The 22,974-nt window shown below is 35.1% G+C and carries 26 protein-coding genes; 14 read left to right on the top strand and 12 right to left on the bottom strand.

The features are described 5' to 3' along the window. Positions 1–61: 61 nt before the first annotated feature. From FOT98_RS21470 to FOT98_RS21440, 7 genes are all read right to left on the bottom strand, one after another. Positions 62–292, bottom strand: a complete 231-nt coding sequence (locus FOT98_RS21470) for a MerR family transcriptional regulator (protein ID WP_071720790.1) — start codon at positions 290–292, stop codon at positions 62–64. Between the two features lie 73 nt (positions 293–365). Further along, positions 366–950, bottom strand: coding sequence for a CDP-diacylglycerol--serine O-phosphatidyltransferase (gene pssA, locus FOT98_RS21465; RefSeq protein WP_144291140.1), 585 nt, complete (start codon positions 948–950; stop codon positions 366–368). Further along, entirely contained in the window at positions 943–1,401 is a 459-nt protein-coding gene (locus FOT98_RS21460) for a MarR family winged helix-turn-helix transcriptional regulator (protein ID WP_063263237.1), read from the bottom strand. The genes pssA and FOT98_RS21460 overlap by 8 nt, the downstream gene beginning before the upstream one ends. A gap of 156 nt (positions 1,402–1,557) precedes the next feature. Beyond that, a complete protein-coding gene (locus FOT98_RS21455) occupies positions 1,558–2,997 on the bottom strand; it encodes a 6-phospho-beta-glucosidase (protein WP_063263238.1) in 1,440 nt (479 codons plus the stop codon). A gap of 95 nt (positions 2,998–3,092) precedes the next feature. Then, entirely contained in the window at positions 3,093–4,985 is a 1,893-nt protein-coding gene (locus tag FOT98_RS21450; RefSeq protein ID WP_063263239.1) for a beta-glucoside-specific PTS transporter subunit IIABC, read from the bottom strand. Positions 4,986–5,131: 146 nt separating this feature from the next. After that, positions 5,132–5,980, bottom strand: a complete 849-nt coding sequence (licT, locus tag FOT98_RS21445) for a BglG family transcription antiterminator LicT (RefSeq protein ID WP_063263240.1) — start codon at positions 5,978–5,980, stop codon at positions 5,132–5,134. A 214-nt stretch (positions 5,981–6,194) separates the two neighbouring features. Beyond that, positions 6,195–6,551, bottom strand: a complete 357-nt coding sequence (locus FOT98_RS21440; protein WP_063263241.1) for a DUF4259 domain-containing protein — start codon at positions 6,549–6,551, stop codon at positions 6,195–6,197. A 382-nt stretch (positions 6,552–6,933) separates the two neighbouring features. Here FOT98_RS21440 and FOT98_RS21435 point away from each other — a divergent pair, with 382 nt between their 5' ends. Further along, on the top strand, positions 6,934–7,200 hold the full coding sequence (locus tag FOT98_RS21435) for a YmzC family protein (protein WP_063263242.1): 267 nt from the start codon (positions 6,934–6,936) through the stop codon (positions 7,198–7,200). 145 nt (positions 7,201–7,345) lie between these two features. After that, on the top strand, positions 7,346–7,456 hold the full coding sequence (locus FOT98_RS21430) for a YjcZ family sporulation protein (RefSeq protein WP_000505681.1): 111 nt from the start codon (positions 7,346–7,348) through the stop codon (positions 7,454–7,456). A 342-nt stretch (positions 7,457–7,798) separates the two neighbouring features. Here the strand turns inward: FOT98_RS21430 and FOT98_RS21425 are convergent, their stop codons facing one another. Then, a complete protein-coding gene (locus FOT98_RS21425; protein ID WP_063263243.1) occupies positions 7,799–8,752 on the bottom strand; it encodes a hypothetical protein in 954 nt (317 codons plus the stop codon). 1,010 nt (positions 8,753–9,762) lie between these two features. Between FOT98_RS21425 and FOT98_RS21420 the strand changes: the two genes are divergently transcribed. Then, a complete protein-coding gene (locus FOT98_RS21420; protein ID WP_063263245.1) occupies positions 9,763–10,029 on the top strand; it encodes a YmzC family protein in 267 nt (88 codons plus the stop codon). A 142-nt stretch (positions 10,030–10,171) separates the two neighbouring features. Beyond that, positions 10,172–10,282 (top strand): YjcZ family sporulation protein, encoded by a 111-nt coding sequence (locus FOT98_RS21415; RefSeq protein ID WP_000505686.1) that lies wholly within the window; start codon positions 10,172–10,174, stop codon positions 10,280–10,282. A gap of 651 nt (positions 10,283–10,933) precedes the next feature. Here FOT98_RS21415 and FOT98_RS21405 read toward each other — a convergent pair. After that, entirely contained in the window at positions 10,934–11,194 is a 261-nt protein-coding gene (locus tag FOT98_RS21405; protein WP_061679467.1) for a hypothetical protein, read from the bottom strand. Positions 11,195–11,393: 199 nt separating this feature from the next. Between FOT98_RS21405 and FOT98_RS21400 the strand changes: the two genes are divergently transcribed. The 7 genes from FOT98_RS21400 to FOT98_RS21370 all read left to right on the top strand — a co-directional run bounded on the left by FOT98_RS21400 (position 11,394) and on the right by FOT98_RS21370 (position 14,755). Then, on the top strand, positions 11,394–11,519 hold the full coding sequence (locus tag FOT98_RS21400) for a YjcZ family sporulation protein (protein WP_000540377.1): 126 nt from the start codon (positions 11,394–11,396) through the stop codon (positions 11,517–11,519). A 165-nt stretch (positions 11,520–11,684) separates the two neighbouring features. Continuing rightward, a complete protein-coding gene (locus tag FOT98_RS21395; protein WP_063263246.1) occupies positions 11,685–12,026 on the top strand; it encodes a PadR family transcriptional regulator in 342 nt (113 codons plus the stop codon). Further along, positions 12,019–12,501, top strand: a complete 483-nt coding sequence (locus FOT98_RS21390) for a hypothetical protein (protein WP_063263247.1) — start codon at positions 12,019–12,021, stop codon at positions 12,499–12,501. Before FOT98_RS21395 ends, FOT98_RS21390 begins: the two co-directional genes overlap by 8 nt. After that, the gene (locus tag FOT98_RS21385) at positions 12,498–13,025 is read left to right on the top strand and encodes a permease (protein ID WP_063263248.1); all 528 of its coding nucleotides are present in this window, start codon (positions 12,498–12,500) and stop codon (positions 13,023–13,025) included. Before FOT98_RS21390 ends, FOT98_RS21385 begins: the two co-directional genes overlap by 4 nt. 108 nt (positions 13,026–13,133) lie before the next feature. Next, complete coding sequence (locus tag FOT98_RS21380; RefSeq protein WP_063263249.1) at positions 13,134–13,700, top strand: excalibur calcium-binding domain-containing protein; 567 nt, start codon at positions 13,134–13,136, stop codon at positions 13,698–13,700. 55 nt (positions 13,701–13,755) lie between these two features. Beyond that, the gene (locus FOT98_RS21375) at positions 13,756–14,403 is read left to right on the top strand and encodes a class D sortase (RefSeq protein WP_063263250.1); all 648 of its coding nucleotides are present in this window, start codon (positions 13,756–13,758) and stop codon (positions 14,401–14,403) included. Between the two features lie 151 nt (positions 14,404–14,554). Further along, positions 14,555–14,755 carry a hypothetical protein gene (locus FOT98_RS21370; protein ID WP_000042278.1) on the top strand — a complete coding sequence of 67 codons (201 nt, stop codon included), beginning with the start codon at positions 14,555–14,557 and terminating at the stop codon, positions 14,753–14,755. 120 nt (positions 14,756–14,875) lie between these two features. Here FOT98_RS21370 and FOT98_RS21365 read toward each other — a convergent pair whose 3' ends face one another. Next, positions 14,876–16,351 (bottom strand): MDR family MFS transporter, encoded by a 1,476-nt coding sequence (locus FOT98_RS21365; RefSeq protein WP_063263251.1) that lies wholly within the window; start codon positions 16,349–16,351, stop codon positions 14,876–14,878. A 142-nt stretch (positions 16,352–16,493) separates the two neighbouring features. On the opposite strand from FOT98_RS21365, the gene FOT98_RS21360 reads away from it, so the two are divergent. Next, a complete protein-coding gene (locus FOT98_RS21360) occupies positions 16,494–17,069 on the top strand; it encodes a TetR/AcrR family transcriptional regulator (protein WP_063263252.1) in 576 nt (191 codons plus the stop codon). A gap of 91 nt (positions 17,070–17,160) precedes the next feature. Here FOT98_RS21360 and FOT98_RS21355 read toward each other — a convergent pair whose 3' ends face one another. Together FOT98_RS21355 and FOT98_RS21350 are read right to left on the bottom strand one after the other, a co-directional pair. Next, the gene (locus FOT98_RS21355; RefSeq protein WP_063263253.1) at positions 17,161–18,591 is read right to left on the bottom strand and encodes a YfcC family protein; all 1,431 of its coding nucleotides are present in this window, start codon (positions 18,589–18,591) and stop codon (positions 17,161–17,163) included. Positions 18,592–18,740: 149 nt separating this feature from the next. Next, the gene (locus tag FOT98_RS21350) at positions 18,741–19,499 is read right to left on the bottom strand and encodes a gamma-glutamyl-gamma-aminobutyrate hydrolase family protein (RefSeq protein ID WP_063263254.1); all 759 of its coding nucleotides are present in this window, start codon (positions 19,497–19,499) and stop codon (positions 18,741–18,743) included. A gap of 327 nt (positions 19,500–19,826) precedes the next feature. Between FOT98_RS21350 and FOT98_RS21345 the strand changes: the two genes are divergently transcribed. Continuing rightward, positions 19,827–21,860 (top strand): sigma 54-interacting transcriptional regulator, encoded by a 2,034-nt coding sequence (locus FOT98_RS21345; protein WP_063263255.1) that lies wholly within the window; start codon positions 19,827–19,829, stop codon positions 21,858–21,860. 169 nt (positions 21,861–22,029) lie between these two features. Then, positions 22,030–22,917, top strand: a complete 888-nt coding sequence (locus FOT98_RS21340) for a DMT family transporter (RefSeq protein ID WP_063263256.1) — start codon at positions 22,030–22,032, stop codon at positions 22,915–22,917. Positions 22,918–22,974 lie beyond the last annotated feature (57 nt).

The raw sequence follows: 22,974 nt of genomic DNA, 5'->3' as shown, positions 1-22,974 counted from the left end.
GTTTGACGGATTTTACTAATTTGTTCAGTTGTCGGTTTGATTTCTATTAAATATGCTCTTTTCATAAGTCTTCATCCTCCGACATTTTCTTTTTGTATGTTCTCAACCCATATATTCTACAGCTAAATACATGAATGATAGATATTAAATCCTGAACAAGTTCTTCTGTATAGTATCTTCTTCCTTTTGGGTTTCGGTACGCAGTTAAAGCACCTTGATTGTCCCACCTTTGTAATGTCTTAACAGCAACATTAAGTATTTCTGAAAATTCTTTTGGTTTATATTGTTTCATAAGTACTTTTTATTATATATGCCTACTTTTGTCTATGTTTTTGTTTACTGTTTCTTTCTCCTTATCTTTCCTATTAATCCCATCTTTCGGACTTCAAGCTTTCCGATATATCTTTTTTAAAATGGGGGAATTTAATTTTGCTCACCATTAAATAAGCGAGTACGCATGTGCCAAATGCCACGGAAACTGGGTTATTTAGGAGGCATAAAATGAGGAGGCACATTGCCGCAAATGGAATGGGCATTCCGATGAATGTTGGGAGTTTGCTTTGTTGTGTATTAAATCTCGCAAGCCGGAGCATTCCGCAAATACTATACGCAAGCGCACATATCATCCCGATAAACTGCAAATCTTTTAAAGCAACACTATATGCAAGAATAGATGGCGCCACACCGAAAGTCACTAAATCCGCAAATGAGTCTAGCTCTCCGCCTATTTCCGAAACAGCATCTAGTTTCCGAGCGACCATACCATCAAACAGATCAAATACCATACCTGTAATAATGAACATAACTGCACCGTGCATATCGTGAACGAAAACAGCGTGAATAGCCAACAGCCCACACACAAAATTTGCTATCGTAATCATATTTGGTATGTAACTCATCACACGCTTCTCCTCCTTTCTACTAATTGCTTCATCTTGCTTCTTACTCATTAGACTCAAGATCCTTCTGCTTTTCTTCCAATATCACTTTATTTATTTTCGTTAACGTATCAGTCATTTGCTGCAACGCTTCGATATCAATTTTTGAGAAATATTTCTCAATCAACACATCATCTAACTCAGACAATCGTTCGATATATTTACTACCGTTTGGACCGATCGTAAGGAAATACTCCCGTTTGTTGTTAGGATTCACTTGTTTCGAAATCATCTGTTGCTTTTCCAATTTCGATAAAACTTGGCTCACAGCACTTTTCGTTACATTAAAAGTACTCGCAATGTTATTTGCTGTCGTGTTTTCATTTAAATTAATATGAAATAACATGCTCTCTTGCTGCCCAGTAAGACCGAACTCATCCTTTAAATCTTGAAATAGTAAAATGTAGAGTTCCGTGTAGGCGCGATTCATTTCATTAATTACTTCTTTATATGATTTAGTCATAGCGTTCTTCCTCCATGCTGTTATTTCGTTTTAATAGTTTAGTTCACTTAACTAAACTATATTATACCTTTATGTTTGTGTAAAGGGAAATATCGCTCCGTACTTTATTCACAATGAAAAAAAGAAGACATCAATCAAGATGTCTCCCTTTCATACTCAAGACTCCAAACTCTTACCATTCGTCTTAATTACTTCCTTATACCAATCGAAGCTTTTCTTCTTCGATCTTTTTAATGAACCTTTTCCTTCATTATCTTTATCAACGTATATATATCCGTAACGTTTTTTCATTTCTCCAGTCGAAGCACTTACAAGGTCAATTGGGCCCCAGCTTGTATATCCGATAATATCTACTCCATCTTGGATGGCTTCGGACATTTCAATCATATGTTTTTGTAAGTAATCAATACGGTATTCATCATTCACTTCTTCTTCACCATTTAATTGATCGATTGCACCGAGACCATTTTCAACAACAAATAACGGTTTTTGGTAACGATCGTACAGTTGGTTTGCTGTAATACGGAAGCCTTTCGGGTCAATCGTCCATCCCCACTCTGATTTTTCAAGGTATGGATTTTCAACAGAACCGAATACATTTCCGCTCGTTATGCTTTTTAACACTTCTGGATCTGTACTTGTTGCTCGGCTTGAATAGTAGCTAAAGCCAATATAATCAACTGTATGCTCTTTTAAAATTTCCTCATCTTCTTTTTCCATTTCAATTGTTACATTATTATCCTTAAAGAAGCGTTTTGCGTATCCAGGATATGCTCCTCTTGCTTGTACATCAATGAAGAAGAATGATTCACGGTCTTGTTCCATTGCACGAAGTACGTCATCTGGATTACATGTGTACGGATACGTTGCACCCGCAGCAAGCATACAACCGATTTTTGCATCTGGAATGATTTCATGACACGCTTTTACAGCTAACGCACTTGCAACAAGTTGGTGATGCGCTGCTTGATACTGAATTTGTTTTTTATTATCCCCTTCTTTAAACGCTAGACCTGCTCCCATGAAAGGTAAATGTAAAAGCATATTAATTTCATTAAACGTCATCCAATATTTCACTTTATCTTTATATCTATTAAAGATCGTTTTTGCGTACGTCTCGAAGAAGTTTACAAGCTTTCTACTTCTCCAGCTTCCATACTTTTCTACTAAATGAACAGGTACATCGAAGTGAGCCATCGTAACAACTGGTTCAATACCGTGCTTTAACAGTTCATCAAACAAATTATCATAAAACTGTAATCCTGCTTCATTTGGCTTTTCATCTTCACCACTTGGGAAAATACGCGTCCACGCAATCGATACACGTAACGCTTTAAATCCCATTTCTGCAAAGAGTGCAATATCTTCTTTATAACGATGATAAAAATCAATCGCTTCGTGTGACGGGTAAAACTCTCCTTCTACAGGTGTAAAGGAATGAATATTTCCTTTCATGATATCCCAACGGTTCTCACCAGTTGGTAATAGATCAACCGTCGTTAATCCTTTTCCGTCTTCTACATATGCACCTTCAACTTGATTGGCTGCAGTTGCTCCACCCCATAAAAATCCTTTTGGAAAATTAACTTTAGACATATAGAAAAACTCCTTTATATAAGAATGAACGAGGAAAGCTATTGTAAGTTTTAAAGAATACCTTTCTTCGTTTGAACCTGTATGAAATGTAACTACTATTTAACTCCTAACTTTAGTAAGGAATCTCCTGCTTGAATCTTTTCTATTTCCGTTTTTTTGATACTATATTTATCATAATTTGTAACAACAACTGGTGTTGTCACAATATAACCCGCCTTTTGAATTTCAGCTATATTAAACTCAATAAGTAATTGCCCTTTTTCTACTCTCGCTCCTTGTTCAATACGAGAAGAGAAAAATTCGCCATTTAATTTCACAGTATCCATCCCAATATGGATTAAAATTTCAGCACCTGAATCCGCCGTAATTCCTACCGCATGATTCGTCGGGAACAGCGCAGAAACCGTACCTGAAACTGGTGAAAACAACTTTCCTTCTGAAGGCTCAATCGCAACTCCTTCACCTAGCGCACCTGATGCAAATGCAGCATCGTCAATATTTTGAAGCGGCATAACGGCGCCATAGAAAGGACTAAAGATTACTTCATCATCGTTTGATGCAGCGATTTTATTAATTGTTTCAGCTGTTTCTGTAGATGTTTGCTTTTTCGTAAAACCAAATAAGTAAGTTAGAACAAAACCTACTATTAAAGAAACAACCATCGAAATAATTGCTCCCCAAAATCCAGCTGTAATCCCATCTTTCGGACTAATGAATGTAGGAAGCGTAAATATACCAAGTCCGCCTGTCATATAAGCTTGTGTACCAAATACGCCAAGTATTGCGCCGCCAATTCCTCCAGCGATACAGCTCATAATAAACGGCTTTTTAAGAGGAAGTGTAATACCATAAATCGCAGGCTCTGTAACACCGAAAATACCTGAAATAAAAGCTGGAATGCTAAGTGTTTTTAATTTCTTGTCTTTCGTTTTCATCCAAACGCCAAGCACAGCACCAATTTGAGCAAATGAAGCGGCAAATATAAGCGCTAGTATTGGATCCACACCGTTTACTGCTAAATTGTTATAGCCAATCGGAACAACGCCCCAATGAAGGCCAAATATGACAAGTACTTGCCAGAAAGCACCGAGTAAAGCACCTGCTACTAATGGACTTGCATGATACACCCAAAGCGTCGCCTGTCCTAAAAACTGACCTGCCCACGTCGCAATCGGGCCAATAACGAGAAATGTAACTGGTACAACGATTAATAATGTGAAGAATGGTAATAAAAATGTTTTCACAACATCCGGAATCACTTTCTTTAACGACTGTTCTACTTTTGCTCCAAAATAAGCAGCGAGAATAATTGGAATAACAGATGATGCATAGTTCATTAAAATAACCGGTATTCCTAAAAACGTAATATGAATTGGTGATTCAAACATCGTTCCTGCAAATAACGTATATAATGGATCAGTTGCTTTTAAACCGGATAAAGCCGGATAGACTAACGCTCCCCCAATTGCCATACCGATGAATGGTGATCCTCCGAATTTCTTACTTGCTGTATATCCAAGGAAGATCGGGAAGAAATAAAATAACGAATCGCCAACTGCATTTAATATTTGATACGTTCCTGACTGTGTACTTAACAAGCCTAGCGCTACAAATAGTGCATTCAATCCTTTAATCATCCCTGTTGCAGCTAATACTCCTAAAATAGGAGTGAAAATGCTAGAAAGAATATCTATAAGACTACTCTTTTTCTTCTCACTCTCATTTTCTTCCTCAGCTTCTTGAAACCCTCCAGCAGCAATAACCGCTTTATACACGTCGGATACATGGTTACCAATAACAACTTGATATTGTCCGCCGCTTTTCATAACAGTCACAATATCTTCCATACTTTTCAGTACTTCTGTATTTGCTTTCCCCTCATCTTTTAACTGAAATCGTAAGCGAGTTATACAATGTACAACGCTATGTATATTTTCTCTCCCGCCAACATTCTTCAGTATGTCTTTTGCTAATTTTTCATACTTCATAGTAACTTTCCCTCCCTACAATCATCCCATTTATTATTTTTATAAAAGAAAAAACCTAAACTAACCATAACGGCGTGATACATACGAATCACTCCATTACAAGTCAATTTAGGTTTTGCCTGCCAAACAGTAACAATCCCGTTTATTCAATTACATAATTCGTTGCGTTTCGTTACACGATGAATGTGCAACGTCAAGTACACCTTTTCATCTTTTGAAAGATGACTATTATGTGCTTTTCGTAAGTATGCTTCAATTTTTTCTGTACAACAATATGCCTCTTCATACTTACTTTTCACTTGCTCGTATAAAAAATCATCATCGGCCGAGTTCAATTCCTTCTGCATTAAACGCTGCGCAAAATATCGTAAATGCGTTACAAACCGGCTATAATTAAATGAACTTTCATCTAAGTTCATCTTATAGTGGTACTTTACAACATTTAAAATATCTTGGACGATTTTCGTCATCGCTACCGTTTGTTGCATCGCCGGCTCTCCTTGCTGCGCATTAACGAAATGTAGTGCAATTGACCCTGCTTCATCTTCAGAAAGTCTAAGCCCAGTCTCTTCTTCAATTATGTTCAAAGCTTGTAGACCAATTTCAAACTCTTTCTGATAGAACCTCTTAATCTCCCAAAGCAAAGTATTTTTAAGATCCATTCCTTCTTTATGCCGAGTTAAGGCAAAACTTAAGTGATCCGTTAATGTAAGATATATATAATCACTTAAAGTCCCCGGCAAAGCTGTCTTAGCAAACTGAATAATTCTCTCTGTAATCTCTAAATTTTCTACAGCAATTTCAGTTAGCAACCTAGCAAGTTTCTCTGATAATTCTCTTGTTTCTAGCACAAAGGTCTTTTCTACCTTAGATTCATCAATCGTATCGCCTACTTTTTTCTGAAATCCCAAACCTCTGCCCATCAGTACAACTTCTGTCTCAGTATCCTTCATCGTACAAACAACATTGTTATTTAAGATTTTATGGATTCTCATATTGTTCCGCCTTCTTCTTCTTAAAGTCACAAAAGGTAATAAAAAAACCTAAACTGATTCCAAAAGCCACACTACACCCGTAGCCTCTAGATCAATTTAGGTTTTGCCTGCCGAACAGTAACAATCCTTTTACTTATTAACTTACCTTTATTATACACAAAGAGTAAGCGGTTGCAATGATAAATTATTGAATATTTTTTTACAAAGAACAATACTATCTATTTATCAACTGTTGCTTAAATTCATCTAAAACTTTCTTTCTCTCTTCATAATCTTCCGCATCTGCTTCTTCCCAAAGCTCAAGGTCAGCCCCTCGCTCAATTAATGCAATCGCATTACTGCGAACTTCCTCTTGAAGACAACCCTTCTCCAATTGTATTGCCGCAAGACCAATGTATACTAAAGACATTACCTCTAACTCTTCCTCCATATCAAACTCATCTACATACTCTTCTAAAATGAGCTTAGTTGCTTCTTCCGCACTATTACCTTCTTCTATATATTCAATAAACTGCTCTTTCACATCACAAGTCGTGTCATCATCAAATAATCCAGTTCCCCAAGCGCCCATATGCTACAGCTCCTTCTTTGTACCTTTTTTCATTTCTATTTCAATCTTAAATATAGTAAAAGTTCATTACAAGACTAGTTATATACAGCATTATATTTTACAATTACTATAGGTAATATATATTTTTCACTACATGTACCATTCTGAATAATTAAACATAATCATCGATAAAATTCCATATAGACCCAGTAATGGTTAAAATGTTATAATGAAATTACCCTACATAGTTACTCATATTCATACGGAGGAACTAGCGTCTTATTAAGCAATGCGCATAAATTAGATAAAAAAGACACTTTTTACAGTGTCTTTTTTATTTATATTCTCATAGGAAGTATCTCTTTTATAAACAAAATTTATCAAATGAAAAGGAGACGATCATATGGAGCATCCTGTAGCAAGAGAACTGCGGTTCATACGTGTATGCCTTATTATCTTGATCATTGTCATTGCATTTTGGGATCGTGAAAGAGTTGTAGAAATCAATGATCATGACAGCAGTTCTACCCCAAATATTAGCAATATGACCCAAATCGGTGAGAATACATTTGCACATAAAGATGACTTTGGTCAAATTAAAATATTTAAGTTTAACCCTGATACAAACGACATTTCACTCATTAAAGAATTTAATGCTGATGAATATTAAATACATAAAGGCACCTTAAGGTGTCTTTTTTTATTTTCAAAAGGACCTGCTCACGTTTATACGTCAAAACATAAAGTAAATGGAATCCGTTAAAAAAACACGAGTGACCCTTTGTTTTTCCCCTCTTATTAAAGGAGGAACTATTATGGGATTTGGTGGTAGTTGCGGCGGAGGCTGCGGTTTTGCTGGAGGATTTGCATTATTAGTTGTGTTATTCATTTTATTAATCATCGTTGGAGCTTCTTGCTTCTGCTAAGACTAAACAAACTATCGGAAAAGACACTCTATATGGGTGTCTTTTCTTTATGGAGTAGAATGATGAAAAGACAGATTTACAATGCTAAGCGATTTGTTGGTACTACTCCTATAAAAAAACATGCCTTTATGACCTATCTTCTTATTTTACTGAAATACTTCATCTATTCATTCATGTTCTTCGTATTCATTGATGAATAACCAAGAGCTTCTTATACTCCTCGAATGTTCTCAGTCTTTTTAATTCCCTTCTCTTTTCTATCTACATAATCTATTTTAAAGATTCTACACATAAAAAAAGAAAGTGAAAAAAAACACTTTCTTTTTGTTAAAATCTACATATCTATTCTATTTTTTCTAAAGCACCTGTTTTCTTATTTACTCCATAGAAAACTGTTTCATGCTTAGACCAATCTGTTACTTTATATCCGTATTGATCTTCAGTTTCAAATTCTTCTACATATACCGCAGTCCCTGGATGACCTTGAGCTTTTAAGAATGAATTTACAATAGACAATCCAACCTGGAAATTAGGTACTTTTAGAGTAGTAGCTTCATTATTCTTTTTCTCTTCTACATTAGACGCTTCTGTTTTCACTGGCTCTTGTTTTTGTTTCTCTTCTTGTTTTTGTTTTTGTTTTTCAGCAAGTTGCTTCTGCTGCTCTTCTCTTTTCTTTTGTTCTTCTCGTTTTTTCTGTTCAGCTAACTTCTTTTTCTCTTCTTGGTCTTTTGCAAAAGATTTTGCTTCTTCTTTAGCCTTTGTAACGAATTCTGACCACTTCTTTTCTTGCTCTTTAATTAATGGATGATCAATAGTGAACTTCATAAGACCATCTTTCGTTACTTCATCAACATTACTCAATTCTTTATTTTTAAGAACTTCTTCAACCAACTTCATATTCTTTTCGTTTTCTTGCAATTGAGATTGGAGTTCTTCTGTCTCTTTTTCAACACTTAATAGAGATTTTGTAATTTGTTTTTCAAATTGATGTTTAGGTAGCTCTTTTATTTTATTAACTTGCTCTAGTGTAATCTTCGGTGTTTCTGTTTTTTTCATATCATGTAAACGATCCATCTCTTTAGACAGAGTTTTTAAATCATCTGTTTTCTTATCTTGTTTTAACTCACTAGCTTCTGCATATAAATCACTAGCCTTCTTGTAATCTTGTTTTTCCATTAAGGAATCTGCTCTCTCAATAATATTATTCACTTTCCCACTTCCTAGGAAGTAATTAGCTCCGAATCCTAGTGCTAGAACTAAGATGACCAATAATGGGATCCATAAAGCTTTTTTCATACGTTTGTAACTCTCCTTTTTAATTTCTTTTATTAATATATACAACATATTAAAAGTACAACTCATTATAAACCACTATAGTGGAAAAATGAACCAAAAAACTTTCGTAAAATAATTTGTTGGAAGTTAGGGGTAGCGTCACATTACTATCAACTTAAGAAATTGATTGTTCCCCAAAACGAAGGACATGAGCAGATCTTATGAATGCTTGTGAAAAGGAAAATTTTTCGTTATAGGGGGCAAAATCTTAGATTGATGGGCATATAGCGCTATCCTCTGTTTTGCTAAAACTAAATACGCTTAAAACATTTATTCAAGAACAAGATGTTACCAAAAATTATTAACATGAAAATTGCTAATGAAATAATTAATCAACTTATAAATCATCATGTAAAAAAAGAATTAACTCTAGAGCAGAAAATGAAATTGCTTCTTTTTTTCATTATCAGCTACTAACACATATCCACAGAAGGTTAAGTATGTGAAATTCCTCTTGACCGCTGAGTAAATTCTTATAAATTGAATTACAAAATTTCCCCTTTTATTTTTTTGCTATAGTAGTTTATAATAAAATGTATTTCAATATATAAATAGGGTGATTTTAAGATGATAAAATGTAATGACTGCGGAAATTCCATATCTGCAAACGCCGAGTTTTGTGTATACTGTGGATCAACAAGACCTTATAGTAACATTGATTTAATATTCGATTTTGTATCTGCCGGGGTATCTTTAGTAGGAAGAGCGCTACAATTGATTCCATTAATAATTCTTGGCGCTTTTTTAGAATATATAATTTTTAAAGAGCTAAAATATAGCTGGATATTTTGGACGAGTAGTGCCATTCTCTTTTATATTTATTTTAAATATAAAAAAATATCCGTATTTTTATTCCCTATTATTCTTGGAATCATAATATGCTTTATGAGTATACTTTATGGATTTTTGATAGGTTTTGTCCTGCTCTTGGTTAACTACTATTACTATAAAAAAACACAGTAACCAGAAATATAGTTGATACTCTAACAAGAGAACTACGTAACATACGTATATGCCTTATCATCTTGATCATTGTCATTGCATTTTGGGATCGTGAGAAAACTGTGAAAATCACTGACCATGGTAGTGATCCTAGCTTAAACATTAGCAATATGACCCAAGTTTCCGATAATACATTTGCCTATAAAGACGAATCGAATCAAATTAAAATATTTAAGTTTGACCCGGATACAAATGAAATAAAGCTAATAAAAGAGTTTTACGTTAACGAATATTAATTACATAAAGGCACCTCAAGGTGTCTTTTTTATTTTCAAAAGGACCTGCTCATGTTTATACGTTAAAACATAAAGTAAATGGAATCCGTTAAAAAACACGAGTGACCCTTTGTTTTCCCCTCTTATTAAAGGAGGAACTATTATGGGATTTGGTGGTAGTTGCGGCGGAAGCTGCGGTTTTTCTGGAGGATTTGCACTATTAGTTGTGTTATTCATTTTATTAATCATCGTTGGAGCTTCTTGCTTCTGCTAACAAACTATTGGAAAAGACACTCTTATATGGGTGTCTTTTCTTTATAAACTAAAAAGTATGAGAATCCGATCCTTTAGACATAATTACGACTAAAGGCTATTTTTGTATGTAAATAAATGAAAAAGGAGCTAATTATATGGAACATAATAAAAATGGAATGCTTGCTTTAATCGTTTTGTTTGTAGGACTAGCTTTTTTTGTTTTCGGTATGGTTTATCATTTATGGGGAACGGTTTAAAAATAAATAGTACTTCATTTAGAAGAAATTCAGAAGCAACATCCTGGACTCCATCTCATTAAACACTAATAACAATTTCCCTAGCTATGTAACCCCTCTCTTATGCTTGAGGGATTTCTACTTTGACACAATTATAAAAAAAGGCCCCATCACTGGGGCACTCAAAAAATAATATAAGTAAATGAATTAAAACAAATAACAGACAACTAAAATATATACAATAAACATCATATAATCTATATATATGCAACATTACATAAAAATATTTACTATTACATGCTATACTAAAAAAGGAGTCGACAATCGTTATTTTCTTCTTATTATTAAAGCAATATGGATATATCTTCTTAACTTCATTTGGATTGTACAAGCAAAAGAAGACATCGTAATCGATGTCTTCTTTTCTTATACTTTTATGAATTTTTTTGCGAAGATGCTCTCCAAGCACGAAAAGATGTTGGGCGTCCAGAATGAGCTCTTTGCTTTGCAGCAGCTGATTTTTCTTCAATATTCATTGGTTTTTCTTCAATAGTCGCTGGTTTTTCTTCCACAATCACTGATTTTTCTTCAAGAATAGTCACAGCTGTTTGCATTTTTTCCAGCTGTTCTTTTAAAGCTTGCTGTTCAATCTTTAAATCCGTAAGTAATCGTAAAATCATTTCAGAATTGGCCATAAAGATCCTCCTTCCCCCAATACACAGAATAAAATAGAATATGTCATCAGCATAATACCCGTGACAAAAATAAGGTCGTCAATTCTTATTAACTCTAAGCACTTTTTATTTTTCAAAAGGACCTGCTCAAGTTTATCCGTAAAGACATAAAGTACATTAAATCCATTAATTAATGGTCTTTAGGGAAGGAGGAGTTAATATGGGCTATGGCGGTAGTTGTGGTGGAGGCTGCGGTTTCGGCGGCGGATTCGCTTTACTTGTTGTACTATTTATTTTATTAATCATCGTAGGAGCTAGCTGTTGGGGCGGCGGATTCGGCTGCTAATAAGAGGCACTCTTGAGAGTGTCTTTTTTTTGTGTTTTTTGATGTACAACCCCTTTGCATTCGCACATTTTAAAATTGACATAGTACTTCATGCACTATATACTGTTAACAACAGTATACTGTCATTAACAGTGTTAATTCTAATTCATTCAAGGAGGTATATCCATGAAACATACAGGAAGACATACAGGTGCATTTCTTTTGTTATTTTTAGCTGAAAGTGATAATTATGGCGGGCAATTATTGCAAAAGTGCGAGGAAGAACTTCCAGTCAATCCAATCGATAGCGCCATTTTATATCGTACGCTAAAGAAATTAGAAAACGAAGGTGCAATTGAATCTTATGTAAGTACAAATCATCAAGACAAACCGAGAAAGATGTACAAAATTACGCCTGCTGGAAAGGAACAATTGGCAGATTTCCAAATGGATATTGAAGAAAAAATGAAGAACTTATCCTTTTTCATAGACAAATATAAGGACTTAAAGGATTCCGACCATGATTAATGGCGTGATCCTTTACACTTTGGCCATTATTCTTACGGGGATTTCTTTTATGAAGGACCGCAATAAAACGAAAAGAGCTCTAATGAAATCGTGGAAAATGTTTCGCAATCTTCTACCTGCGATGCTTTCCATCATGCTCTTCGTTGGCTTATCGCTTTCTATATTAACACCGTCTTTCATCTCTTCTATTATTGGGGAGCAATCTGGATTTCTCGGCATTGTTTATTCAGCGATACTCGGATCCGTTGCACTTATTCCAAGCTTCGTCGTATTTCCACTCGGCAATACATTAGTCCAACACGGCGCAGGCCTTCCTCAAGTTGCGGCACTTATGTCTACACTCATGTCAGTAGGAATCACAACATTACCGATGGAACAAAAGATATTTGGGCGAAGCTTTGCTTACGCACGTAATGCGTCTGCATTACTCATGTCACTTCTATTCTCCTATATTATTTGGGTGGTGATGGTATGAAAGAACTAAAAAGATACCGTTTCTTTTTCATCTTACTACTGGGGCTCATTGTATTAACTTTTATAAATCAATCTTTAGGATGGAACGCATTACAATTAACAGGAAATAGCATTTTAGATATGCTATTTCTACTCCCACCTGTCCTACTATTTGTAGGATTACTTGATCAATGGGTGAAAAAAGAAACGCTCATGAAATATATGGGGAAAAATTCCGGCGTATACGGAATTTTATTCTCTCTATTATTAGGTGGCATCGCAGCTGGTCCTCTCTACGTTGCCTTCCCAATTGCAGCACTACTCTTACAAAAAGGCGCAAGCATTCGGTACATCGTATTTTTCTTAGGCGTTTGGACAACTGCGAAATTGCCAATTCTCGTGTATGAATTTTCTTCATTTGGCACTACCTTTACACTTATTCATGTTGGTTTCGGTTTAGTATTCTTTTATGTAATGGGGATTATTTTTGAGAGGTTTTATGATCAGGGGCAGTTGCTAAAGTATGATGTTATAGAAAAAATGTAAGGTTTTTCGAAAATCTTACATTTTTCTACATTATTATATTGTATTTTCGAATATTTGAATGTAAAATATTTCAATGTAATACATAATATTGGGAAAAGGGAGAAAATCATGAAAAAACTATTAGTTTCAGCAACAGCGTTCACACTTTTAACTGTGGGGTACAGTTCTTCTGCATTTGCAGCAAAAAATCCAAACGACAAAAACTGTGGTCACTTCAAAAACAAGCAAGAAGTTATGGAGTTCTGGCACAACAATGGATATAGCGCAACTAACGACCCTCACGATCTAGACCGTGATAACGATGGTTTACCTTGTGAAGTTAAAAAAGGGGATTATGACCAATTTATAGCTAGTAAACAAACTACTAAAAAAGATGAAAACAAACCACAAGAACAAACTAAGCAAGAACCTGCTAAACAAGAAAACACTAAACAAGAGAATACTAAGCAGGAACCTGCTAAGCAAGAAAACAAAAAGCAAGAACAAACTAAACCTCAAACAACTGTAAAAGAAACAAAGAAAGACACAAATACAGCTGTGAAAAAAGATGATAAAAAACAAGGCGAAAAATTGCCAAATACAGCATCAAACGGTGTTACAATGATGTTAGCAAGCTTAGGTTTAGCTGCAGTTGGATCTGTATTAATGTTCCGTCGTAAAAAAACAAACGCATAAAATAATTCCTTTAAAGGACAGGATTCCCCTGTCCTTTTAAAATGGAGTGATATAAATGAGAATAAACCAATGGATAGGCTTATGTTTATTTATCGTTGGAATTTCGATTTTTTCTTATTGTTTTATAGAATGGTATAGTGCTAGAAGCTCCGCAGAATCTTTAGCTACAAGCGAAATAAAGAAATACGAAACACAAATACTAATCACAGCACAATCTGAAGACAATAACGATCAAATAGACACTCCTCAAAACAATGAAGAAATTGTACAAATTCCATCTTCAGAAGTAAATTATCAATTAGGAAAAAAAGTAGCCTACTTAATCATTCCTAAAATACAAAAGAAATACTCCATATATTGGGGAGCTGATGATAAAGTACTAAAAAAAGGTGTGGGCATGTTCATTAGTGAATTAACGACTACACCATCTGGAAATGGTCATACAGTTTTAAGTGGCCACCGAGATACTGTATTTACTGGTTTAGGTCAATTAAAGGAAAATGACCAACTTATTGTAGAATACGAAAATAAGACCTACACATATAACATTAACAAACATTGGATAACAGACGCAGAAGATCGAACGGTTATTGTGGAAAAAGATGAACCAACATTAACCTTAACAACCTGTTACCCTTTTAACTACATTGGTGATGCCCCAGATCGATACATTATTGAAGCATCTTTAATTTCTACTACTTAAAAGGAGTTGTCCCACGAGTCATCTTTTGACCATGTGACACCTCCTTTTTATTTTAGAAACATTACCATAACCTTAATTCGATACAGTATAATAAATGTACAATGAAAAAATTCCATATTTTGTATTGCGCTATTTTTTGGAGGTGATTATCTTGAGTAAAAACGTGAATTTACTTCTTCAAATAGTAATTGGAATTATCATTATGATCGCACCCATTCTCATTACAGGGACTATGTATGATGTCACTAAAACGATGGGTGACTTATTAGTTGCAGAACTTATTATAAGAACACTATCCCTTATTATCGGCCTTTTAGTCATTAGTAAAGCTTTACATCGTTACTCTCAATAGTTCTTCATACTAAAAAACAGACAATACATATACCACATTTCCCTTGGCTGTTTGAACTATTTTACAAAAGAAATAAAAAAAGACATCTTTAATCGTAAAGATGTCTTTTTTATATAAACCTTAATTCTCGTTCTGTAAAACCCTCGCTGCCTTTACTCCCTTTTTCTCTTCTTTTAAAAACAGCGATACGATAAATGCAACAACGATAAAGACTAACCCTAGTGTAAACGCACCTTGGAATCCTGAAGTTAAACCGTTTAACTTCTCTACTGGATCCATTGGATTTGCGGAACTTTCCATATAGCTAGTTGTTCCTGAAGACATTTTCGAAATAAAGATAGCTGTACCAATTGCGCCAGCTACTTGTTGTAACGTACTAAACAGTGCGGTTCCGTGCGGATATAAATCTGGTTTTAATTGATTTAAGCCGTATGTTTGTGCTGTCATGACAAACATGAGTCCAACCATTAATACGCTATGCATAACGATAATTTGTACCATTGATGTATCAGGAGTAATACCCTTAAATAAGAACATTGCAATCCCCACTAATACAATACCGGGAACGATAATAACTTTCGGACTAAATTTATCAAATAGTTTACCTGCGATTGGCCCCATTATAGCGCTAATAACACTTCCCGGAAGCATGATGATTCCTGATTTAAAGGCTGTAACGAGTAAAACTGTTTGCAGGAACATCGGTAATAAAGTCATCGTTGAAAATAACGACATCATTACAATGACAATTAATCCAACTGATAATGTAAACATCGGAACTTTAAATGCGCGTAATTCTAAAATTGGATTCTCAATTTTCAATTGTCGAACGACGAAAATACATAATGAGATAAGCCCAACAAGTAAAGTGCCATACACTTTCGCATCAGACCATCCTAAATCACCCGATGCACTAAAGCTATACACAAGCCCGCCAAATCCTAATGTCGATAAAAGGATAGATGGATAATCTACTTTTGGCCTTGTTAACTCTGAAACATTTTGAATGTATTTCATCCCAATCATAATGGAAATGATCACGATCGGAATAACAATGTAAAATAACCAGCGCCAATTTAATGAATCCACAATTACTCCAGATAATGTAGGTCCAATTGCTGGAGCTGCCATCATTACAAGTGCGATTAATCCCATTGTGGCACCACGTTTTTCAGGTGGACAAATGATTAAAATCGTATTCATTAATAACGGTGTAATTAATCCCGTCGCTACAGCTTGGACGATACGGCCGACTAATAAAATGGAAAATGTCGGTGCGAATCCCGCAATTAATGTACCGACTAAAAATGTTACCATAGCGATCAAAAACATTTGTCTCGTTGTGAGCCATTGCTGAAGTAACGCTGTAATTGGGACTAAAACCCCAACTACTAACATGTAAGCTGTAGAAAGCCATTGAATCGTTGAAGCTGTTACGCCAAATTCTTTCATTAATACAGTTAACGCATTACCAAGTAACGTTTCGTTTAATAACGCAACCATTGCCCCTAAAAGTAATGCAATTAAAATGGGGGTATGTTTCATATTAGAAGTATCAACTTTGCCACTTGCAGGGCTCTTAGTTGTCATATTCATTTACAGATTCTCCTCCTGTTTCTTACTTAAAAAACTTTAAATACACCGGAACACATGTAATATAATATACATATGTAGATTAAAAAGGGAGAATCAATTTTCAGCCACTGTATATTTAATCTACAAAAAAGGAGAATTGTAGATGAATGATAATGAAAAACAAATTGATTTACGTATTAGACGTACACATAAATTATTGTGGGATTCCTTATTTGAATTAATGACGCAATCAAAACAGAAATATAGTACGATCACGATTAACCAAATATGTGACCGCGCGATGGTACACCGAACAACCTTTTATAAACACTTTGAAGATAAGGATGCTTTATTAGCATTTGGATTTAAACGATACAGCAAGATGATTGGTGAAATACCGGTTTCAGATCGATTAAGTAAACCATTTCAAGTAATGGAACAATTTCTACATCATGAAGAAATCGGTAAAATATTAGAAACGCAAATGTCTGATGAACAATTTATTAACCGGACACAGTATTTAAGTCACGAAACGAGAAAACAAGAAATAGAAGCGTTAAATCAACTTTGCAAAAATCATACGATGCCAAATGATTTAATCATTGAATTTTATTCAGGGGCAATCACCTCATTAAGCGCATGGTGGTTTAAAAATGAAAGAAAAGTTTCTGCGGCTGAAATGGATAGGTATCTCCACCAACTTATTAACCGGGATATTTTTCAGTTTGGAGAGGAATAACTTCCCCATCAAAAAAACGCCTATATGAAATAGGCGTTTTTTTGTACATACTACGTACCGAGTCTCTTCAATTTTATATTTATAGCCTTTATTAAGACGGACCATAACCAATAAAATGAGCAATTATAACTGCTATTAAACCAATTGAGTATTCAATTATAATTAAAGGAAGAATCCACCTTGCCCACCTTGTCCATGAAATTCCTGCAATTGCTAATCCAGCCATTAGCGTACCACCTGTCGGAAAAATAATATTTCCAATACCATCCGCGAATGAAAAGGATAATACTGCTGTTTGGCGTGTAATGTCCAATAAATCTGCAAGTGGCGCCATGATAGGCATTGTCAACATCGCATGGCCACTACCTGATGCTAAAATAAAATGAATAGCTACTTGGAAGTTGTACATTCCGACAACACTTAAAAAAGGAGACACATGTTTCATTTCTTCCGATACTTGATACAGTAGCGGGTCTATAATATGCCCTTGATTCAATACAACTAAAATAGCGCGTGATACACCAATGATTAAAGCTCCCCCGATTAAAGATGCCGATCCTTGTGTAAAAGATTCTACAGTATCATCAAGAGATATCTTGCCAAGGATTGCAATGATTATAGTTAAAATAATAAATAAGGCTGCAATTTCTTTTATATACCACTCGTACTTAATAACACCCAATACAAGAATAATATAATTGATTAAAAAGGCCGTTAATATCCATTTATGTCTTTTTGTTAACTTTACTTTCGCTGTTAATAGGCTGTCTTGCTCATTTGTATCGAATTTTCCGTAAATTCCGTTTGCAGGATCCCTCTTTACTTTCATAGCATGACGATAGACGAATGTAACAGCAATTACATATATGACTACGAATAAAATGAGGCGGAATCCCATCCCCGAATACATAGGAAGACCCGCTATCCCTTGCGCAAGCCCAACTGTAAACGGATTCATAATTGCAGTTGTAAATCCGACGGACGCTCCCACTAGTACCATCGCGGTTCCTGTTATCGTATCAAATCCAACCGCAAGAGCTAGCGGGATGAATAGAGGTACATACACTAAAGCTTCCTCAGCCATTCCCATTAATGATCCGCCAAGTGCAAAGAACAGCATGATAATAGGAATCATTAACTTTTCACGATTAGCGAGTTTTTTTGCCATCGTTGAAACAAGAGCCTCAACCGTACCAGATGCCTTTAATACACCAAAAAAACCTCCGATAATAAGAATAAAAAAGATAATATTAGCAGCTTCTACCATCCCTGTAGGAATAGATTTTACTGTATCAAAAAATCCAAGTGGCGTTGATTCAATCCATTTAAATGAATTTGGATCTACTGTTGTATACCCATTTTTTTCAATCTGTTCATATTTTCCGGCCGGCAATATATGTGTAATCACAGCCGCAATAACTAACAAGACAAGTAACATTGCAAATACGTTTATTTTCCATTCTTTTTTTTCCTTTTTTTCTTCTGGCTCGAATGAAACTGCCTTCTCTGATACTTGACTCATATACCAATCCCCTTTGCAATAAAGTGAAACTTTAATCATTGAGGGTGTTCTTCCCCCAATGATTATTACTTTTACAAGCAGCCGGCAGTCTGGTTGCCCCACTACCATGACGTACCAAGCTATCCACCAATTCTTTTATTTATAACACGCTAGGATTTTACTACATTTTTACTAATTTCATTTACAAATTGGTTAAATAAACGTTGCTGCAAGACATCCCTTTCCGACATCATTTCTGGATGCCATTGAACCGCTGCTACATAACGATGAGCTTTGGATTCAATAGCCTCTATTACACCATCAAAGGACCATGCGCTCGCCTCAAAATCTTTTCCTAATGTTTTCACTGCTTGATGGTGAAAAGAATTAACCATTACATTTTTTTGGCCAATAGCCTCATAAATTTTCCCCTCTTCCAGAAGATCTACAGAATGAGAGCCTTGCCATTTACGGAACTGTTCTCGAACATGGAAATATTCTGGCCCCATCTCGTGCTCTAAGTCTTGATAAAGAGTTCCACCAGCTGCAACATTTAACACCTGTAATCCTCGGCATATTCCTAGAATAGGAATATCTTTTTCTAAAGCCTGCTTTGCCAGATTTAATTCAAAATTATCTCGTTCTTCCTCTACAGTACCTATATACGATTTTGGAGTATCACCGTAATAAATTGGATTGATGTCCGCGCCACCAGCCAATAACAATCCATCTAATTGATTAAGTGTGGACTCAATTTGATCAACTTCCTCAATTGGAAGAAGAACAACCGTTGCACCTGCTCGTTGAATTGAACGAATATAGTCATAAGAAAAGATAGCCATATCTTGACCTGGTAGCCCTCGTAAGCCCTCCTTCCCTATTTCACTATGATCAATATAATACCCAGTAACACCAATTAGTGGTTTCATTTTCTCTCACCTCATAATTTAAATGGTTTCGTTGTCTTTCTCTGTTGAAATTGTATACTCTTAACCTCCCTTTTCTAGCAAGTGGTAAAGAAATAAATATGTAAATTACGACTCTACTCATTTCACTATTTCTTTACACACCATTGATATAAGCAAATATCGTGCCAACATCGAAATTAAAGTGATTATTTACATATTTTTAAATATTTTGTCGTTTTATCGGTGTTTACTATGTTGAAATGTATTATAATTGGTTATTAATTGGCTACATAATAACCAATTAATAACCAACTTTAGACCAATTACATTCAACTAAAGAGGTGTTCTATGAACAAATTTGAAACCAACCACATTGTATTGATCACCGTTTTAAAAGAAACACGAAAAGCCCTACATCAACAACTAACGGAGATGGTAGGTGACCTCATAGATATCGAAAGTTTTTCTGTAGAAGAAAGTATTCCAAAAGTATTTCATTCTACATTAATTGTATTACCGAATACATTTACGATAGAAACGGTAAAAGACTTTATTGGGGAAAACTGCGAAGTAATAATAGCAAAACGAACATTAAATTACGAAAACGTGGACCAGCTTTTATTTTTACCAGAAGGAACACAAGCCCTATATGTGAATGATAATCATGAAACAGTATACGAATCAATTGAAACGATGCGTCAATTAGGGCTGAACCACATTGAATATGTCCCATACTATCCTGGAAAAACGAATATACAAATGATTAAGCTCGCAATTACACCTGGCGAACTTGAAATTATCCCTGACTTTGTAGAAAAAGTAATTAATATTGGTCATAGATTAATAGATATTACTACAATCATGTCCATTCTAGATCGATTTCATTTAATGGAGGAATCAGGTAACCACGTTTCTGAAAGATACTATCGAAAAATAGTAGATTTAACAAAGAATTTAGCTAAAGCTCATCGACAACTGCATCAAGTAATTGATGGTGTTGGTGATGGCATACTAGCTATTGATTATGAAGGAAGAATTGTTGTCTTTAATGAATTTCTGGAAAGCATGCTGAAAATAAAAAGCAAACATGCTATCGGTCATCCGATTGATGCCATTATTGATAATATTGATTTAGTAAACTTCATCCTTTCAAATAAACAACAAGAAAGCGGGATATTTGTTGTAAACGGCTTGGATGTAATAGTGGAACGTCTACATATAAATGATCAATCAATTATTGTTACTTTTAGAAATGCCCTTAAGGCTATCGGATTTGAACGGAAATTAAGAAAAGAATTTGTCAAAAAAGGTTATGTAGCAAAATACAATTTTCATAATATTGTTGGCATTAGCTCTACTATTCAAGACACGAAACAAATTGCCAAAAGGTTAGCTAATACTGATTTAACTGTATTAATTGAGGGTGAAAGTGGTACCGGAAAAGAGTTGTTTGCAAGTGCTATTCATAACGCTTCCCAGCGAAATAGCGGCCCTTTTCTTGCTGTTAACTTTAGTGCTTTATCGGATGATTTAGTCGAGAGTGAATTATTCGGTTATGAAGACGGAGCGTTTACCGGAGCAAAAAAGGGCGGGAAAATGGGATTATTTGAACAAGCAAATGGCGGCACTATTTTTTTAGATGAGATTGGAGATATTAGCCTGAAACTCCAAGCACGACTACTTCGAGTATTGCAGGAAAAAGAGATCATGCGCGTTGGAGGAAGCCAAATTATCCCGATAGACGTTCGGATTATTGCAGCGACCAATAAAGATTTACTGAAAATGATTCAAGAAAATGTGTTTAGAGAAGATTTATACCATCGGCTTAAAGTACTCTTTATACACCTTCCCGAATTAAGGGCGCGCCGAAATGACATTGAATTATTGGCTAAACATTTTGTTGCACTATCGGACCCTAAAGTCAAAATTGAACAAGAATTAATTGAAGAACTTCAAGGATATCCATGGTACGGAAATGTAAGAGAACTTAAAAATACGATAGATTATATGCTTGCTGTCCGTACCGGAAACCAAATAACAAAAAATGATTTGCCTAATCAACATTATTTTCAAAAGCCTCCACATAAGAAAACAGATAGTGACCAGGGCAAGAGTATAACACCCTTTTCTACAAGTCCAAACGCTCTTGATCAAGAATCACTTTTCATCCTTACCCTCATCATAAATTATGAAGAAAAAGGAAAAACAATCGGAAGAAGAATTATTTCTGAAAAGAGCCAAGAAGTCGAAATGAAATTAACTGAGGCACAGGTGAGACATCGGTTGAACTTCCTGAAAATGAAAGGGTATCTGGAAATAAAAAGAGGTAGAGCAGGAATCAATCTAACAAGAAAAGGTTTGGAGATTGTACGTAATCTTTAGTCAAGGTTCGGATTTTCAGATACATAGAGGCTGTTTTATAAACAGCCTTTTTTTTGATCGAATAAAACGTCGATAAATTTAAGTTACAAATATTCAGAATTAATATTAAAATGAAGAATGGGGATAGGGGTATGGGATTTTAAATTTTATACATAACGAGGGAATAGAAATGAAACTACAATTAAAAGCGGATTTAGGGCTACTACTAGTTACATTCTTCTGGGGTGCATCCATCTTACTTACAAAGGTTGGACTCGAAGGCATAGAAGAATACAATTTAATCGCATTACGATTTATTATCGCCTTTCTTTTATCAGGTTTAATATTTTACAAACATTTATTCAAAATCGATTTTAAAACTGTAAAATATGCATTTATACTCGCTTCAGTTTTATTTATCGTCTACATTTTTGCGACTTTCGGCACAAAGTATACGAGTGTTTCAAATGCTGGTTTCTTACTATGTCTCACAGTCATTTTCATTCCGATATTATCAGCTATATTTTTAAAACACATTCCGGAAAAGAAAGTTATAGTAGGCATCTTTTTAACGATAATAGGAATCGGCTTATTAACATTAACGAGCGAATTCAAGATCGGTAATGGCGATATATTTTGCATACTGTCTGCCTTATTTTATGCAATCCACGTCATCATCACTGGCAGCGTAACAAAACATGTAAACTCCATTGCACTTGGAGTCATACAACTCGGTTTCGTCGGCCTATTTAGTCTTATTTTTTCATTCATTATCGAAACACCAAAACTTCCTAGCACAACCAACTCATGGCTAATCATCCTAGCCTTAAGCATCTTTTGCACCGCAGTCGCTTTCATCGTGCAAGTTATCGCCCAGCAATACACGACGCCTACACATACCGGACTTATTTTCTCATTAGAACCTGTCTTTTCCGCAGGCTTCGCTTTCGTTTTCACAGGTGAAACGCTCACTGGAAAAGGATACTTAGGCGCGACACTTATATTAGTAAGTGTGTTGATTGCTGAGGTGGATTTTAAGGGATTGTTGCGGGTTGGAGTTAGGAGGAATGTGGAGTAGGTAGTGAACATAACCCTGAGAAAATAATTTCCACTCACTACACCAGTATTCATCTAA

Origin of the sequence: Bacillus sp. HY001, assembly GCF_007558965.1 — a bacterium.
GTDB classification, from domain to species: Bacteria; Bacillota; Bacilli; order Bacillales; family Bacillaceae_G; genus Bacillus_A; species Bacillus_A mobilis.
The sequence above is the reverse complement of the archived record's forward strand: the minus strand, read 5'-3'. Positions and strand labels throughout refer to the sequence as shown.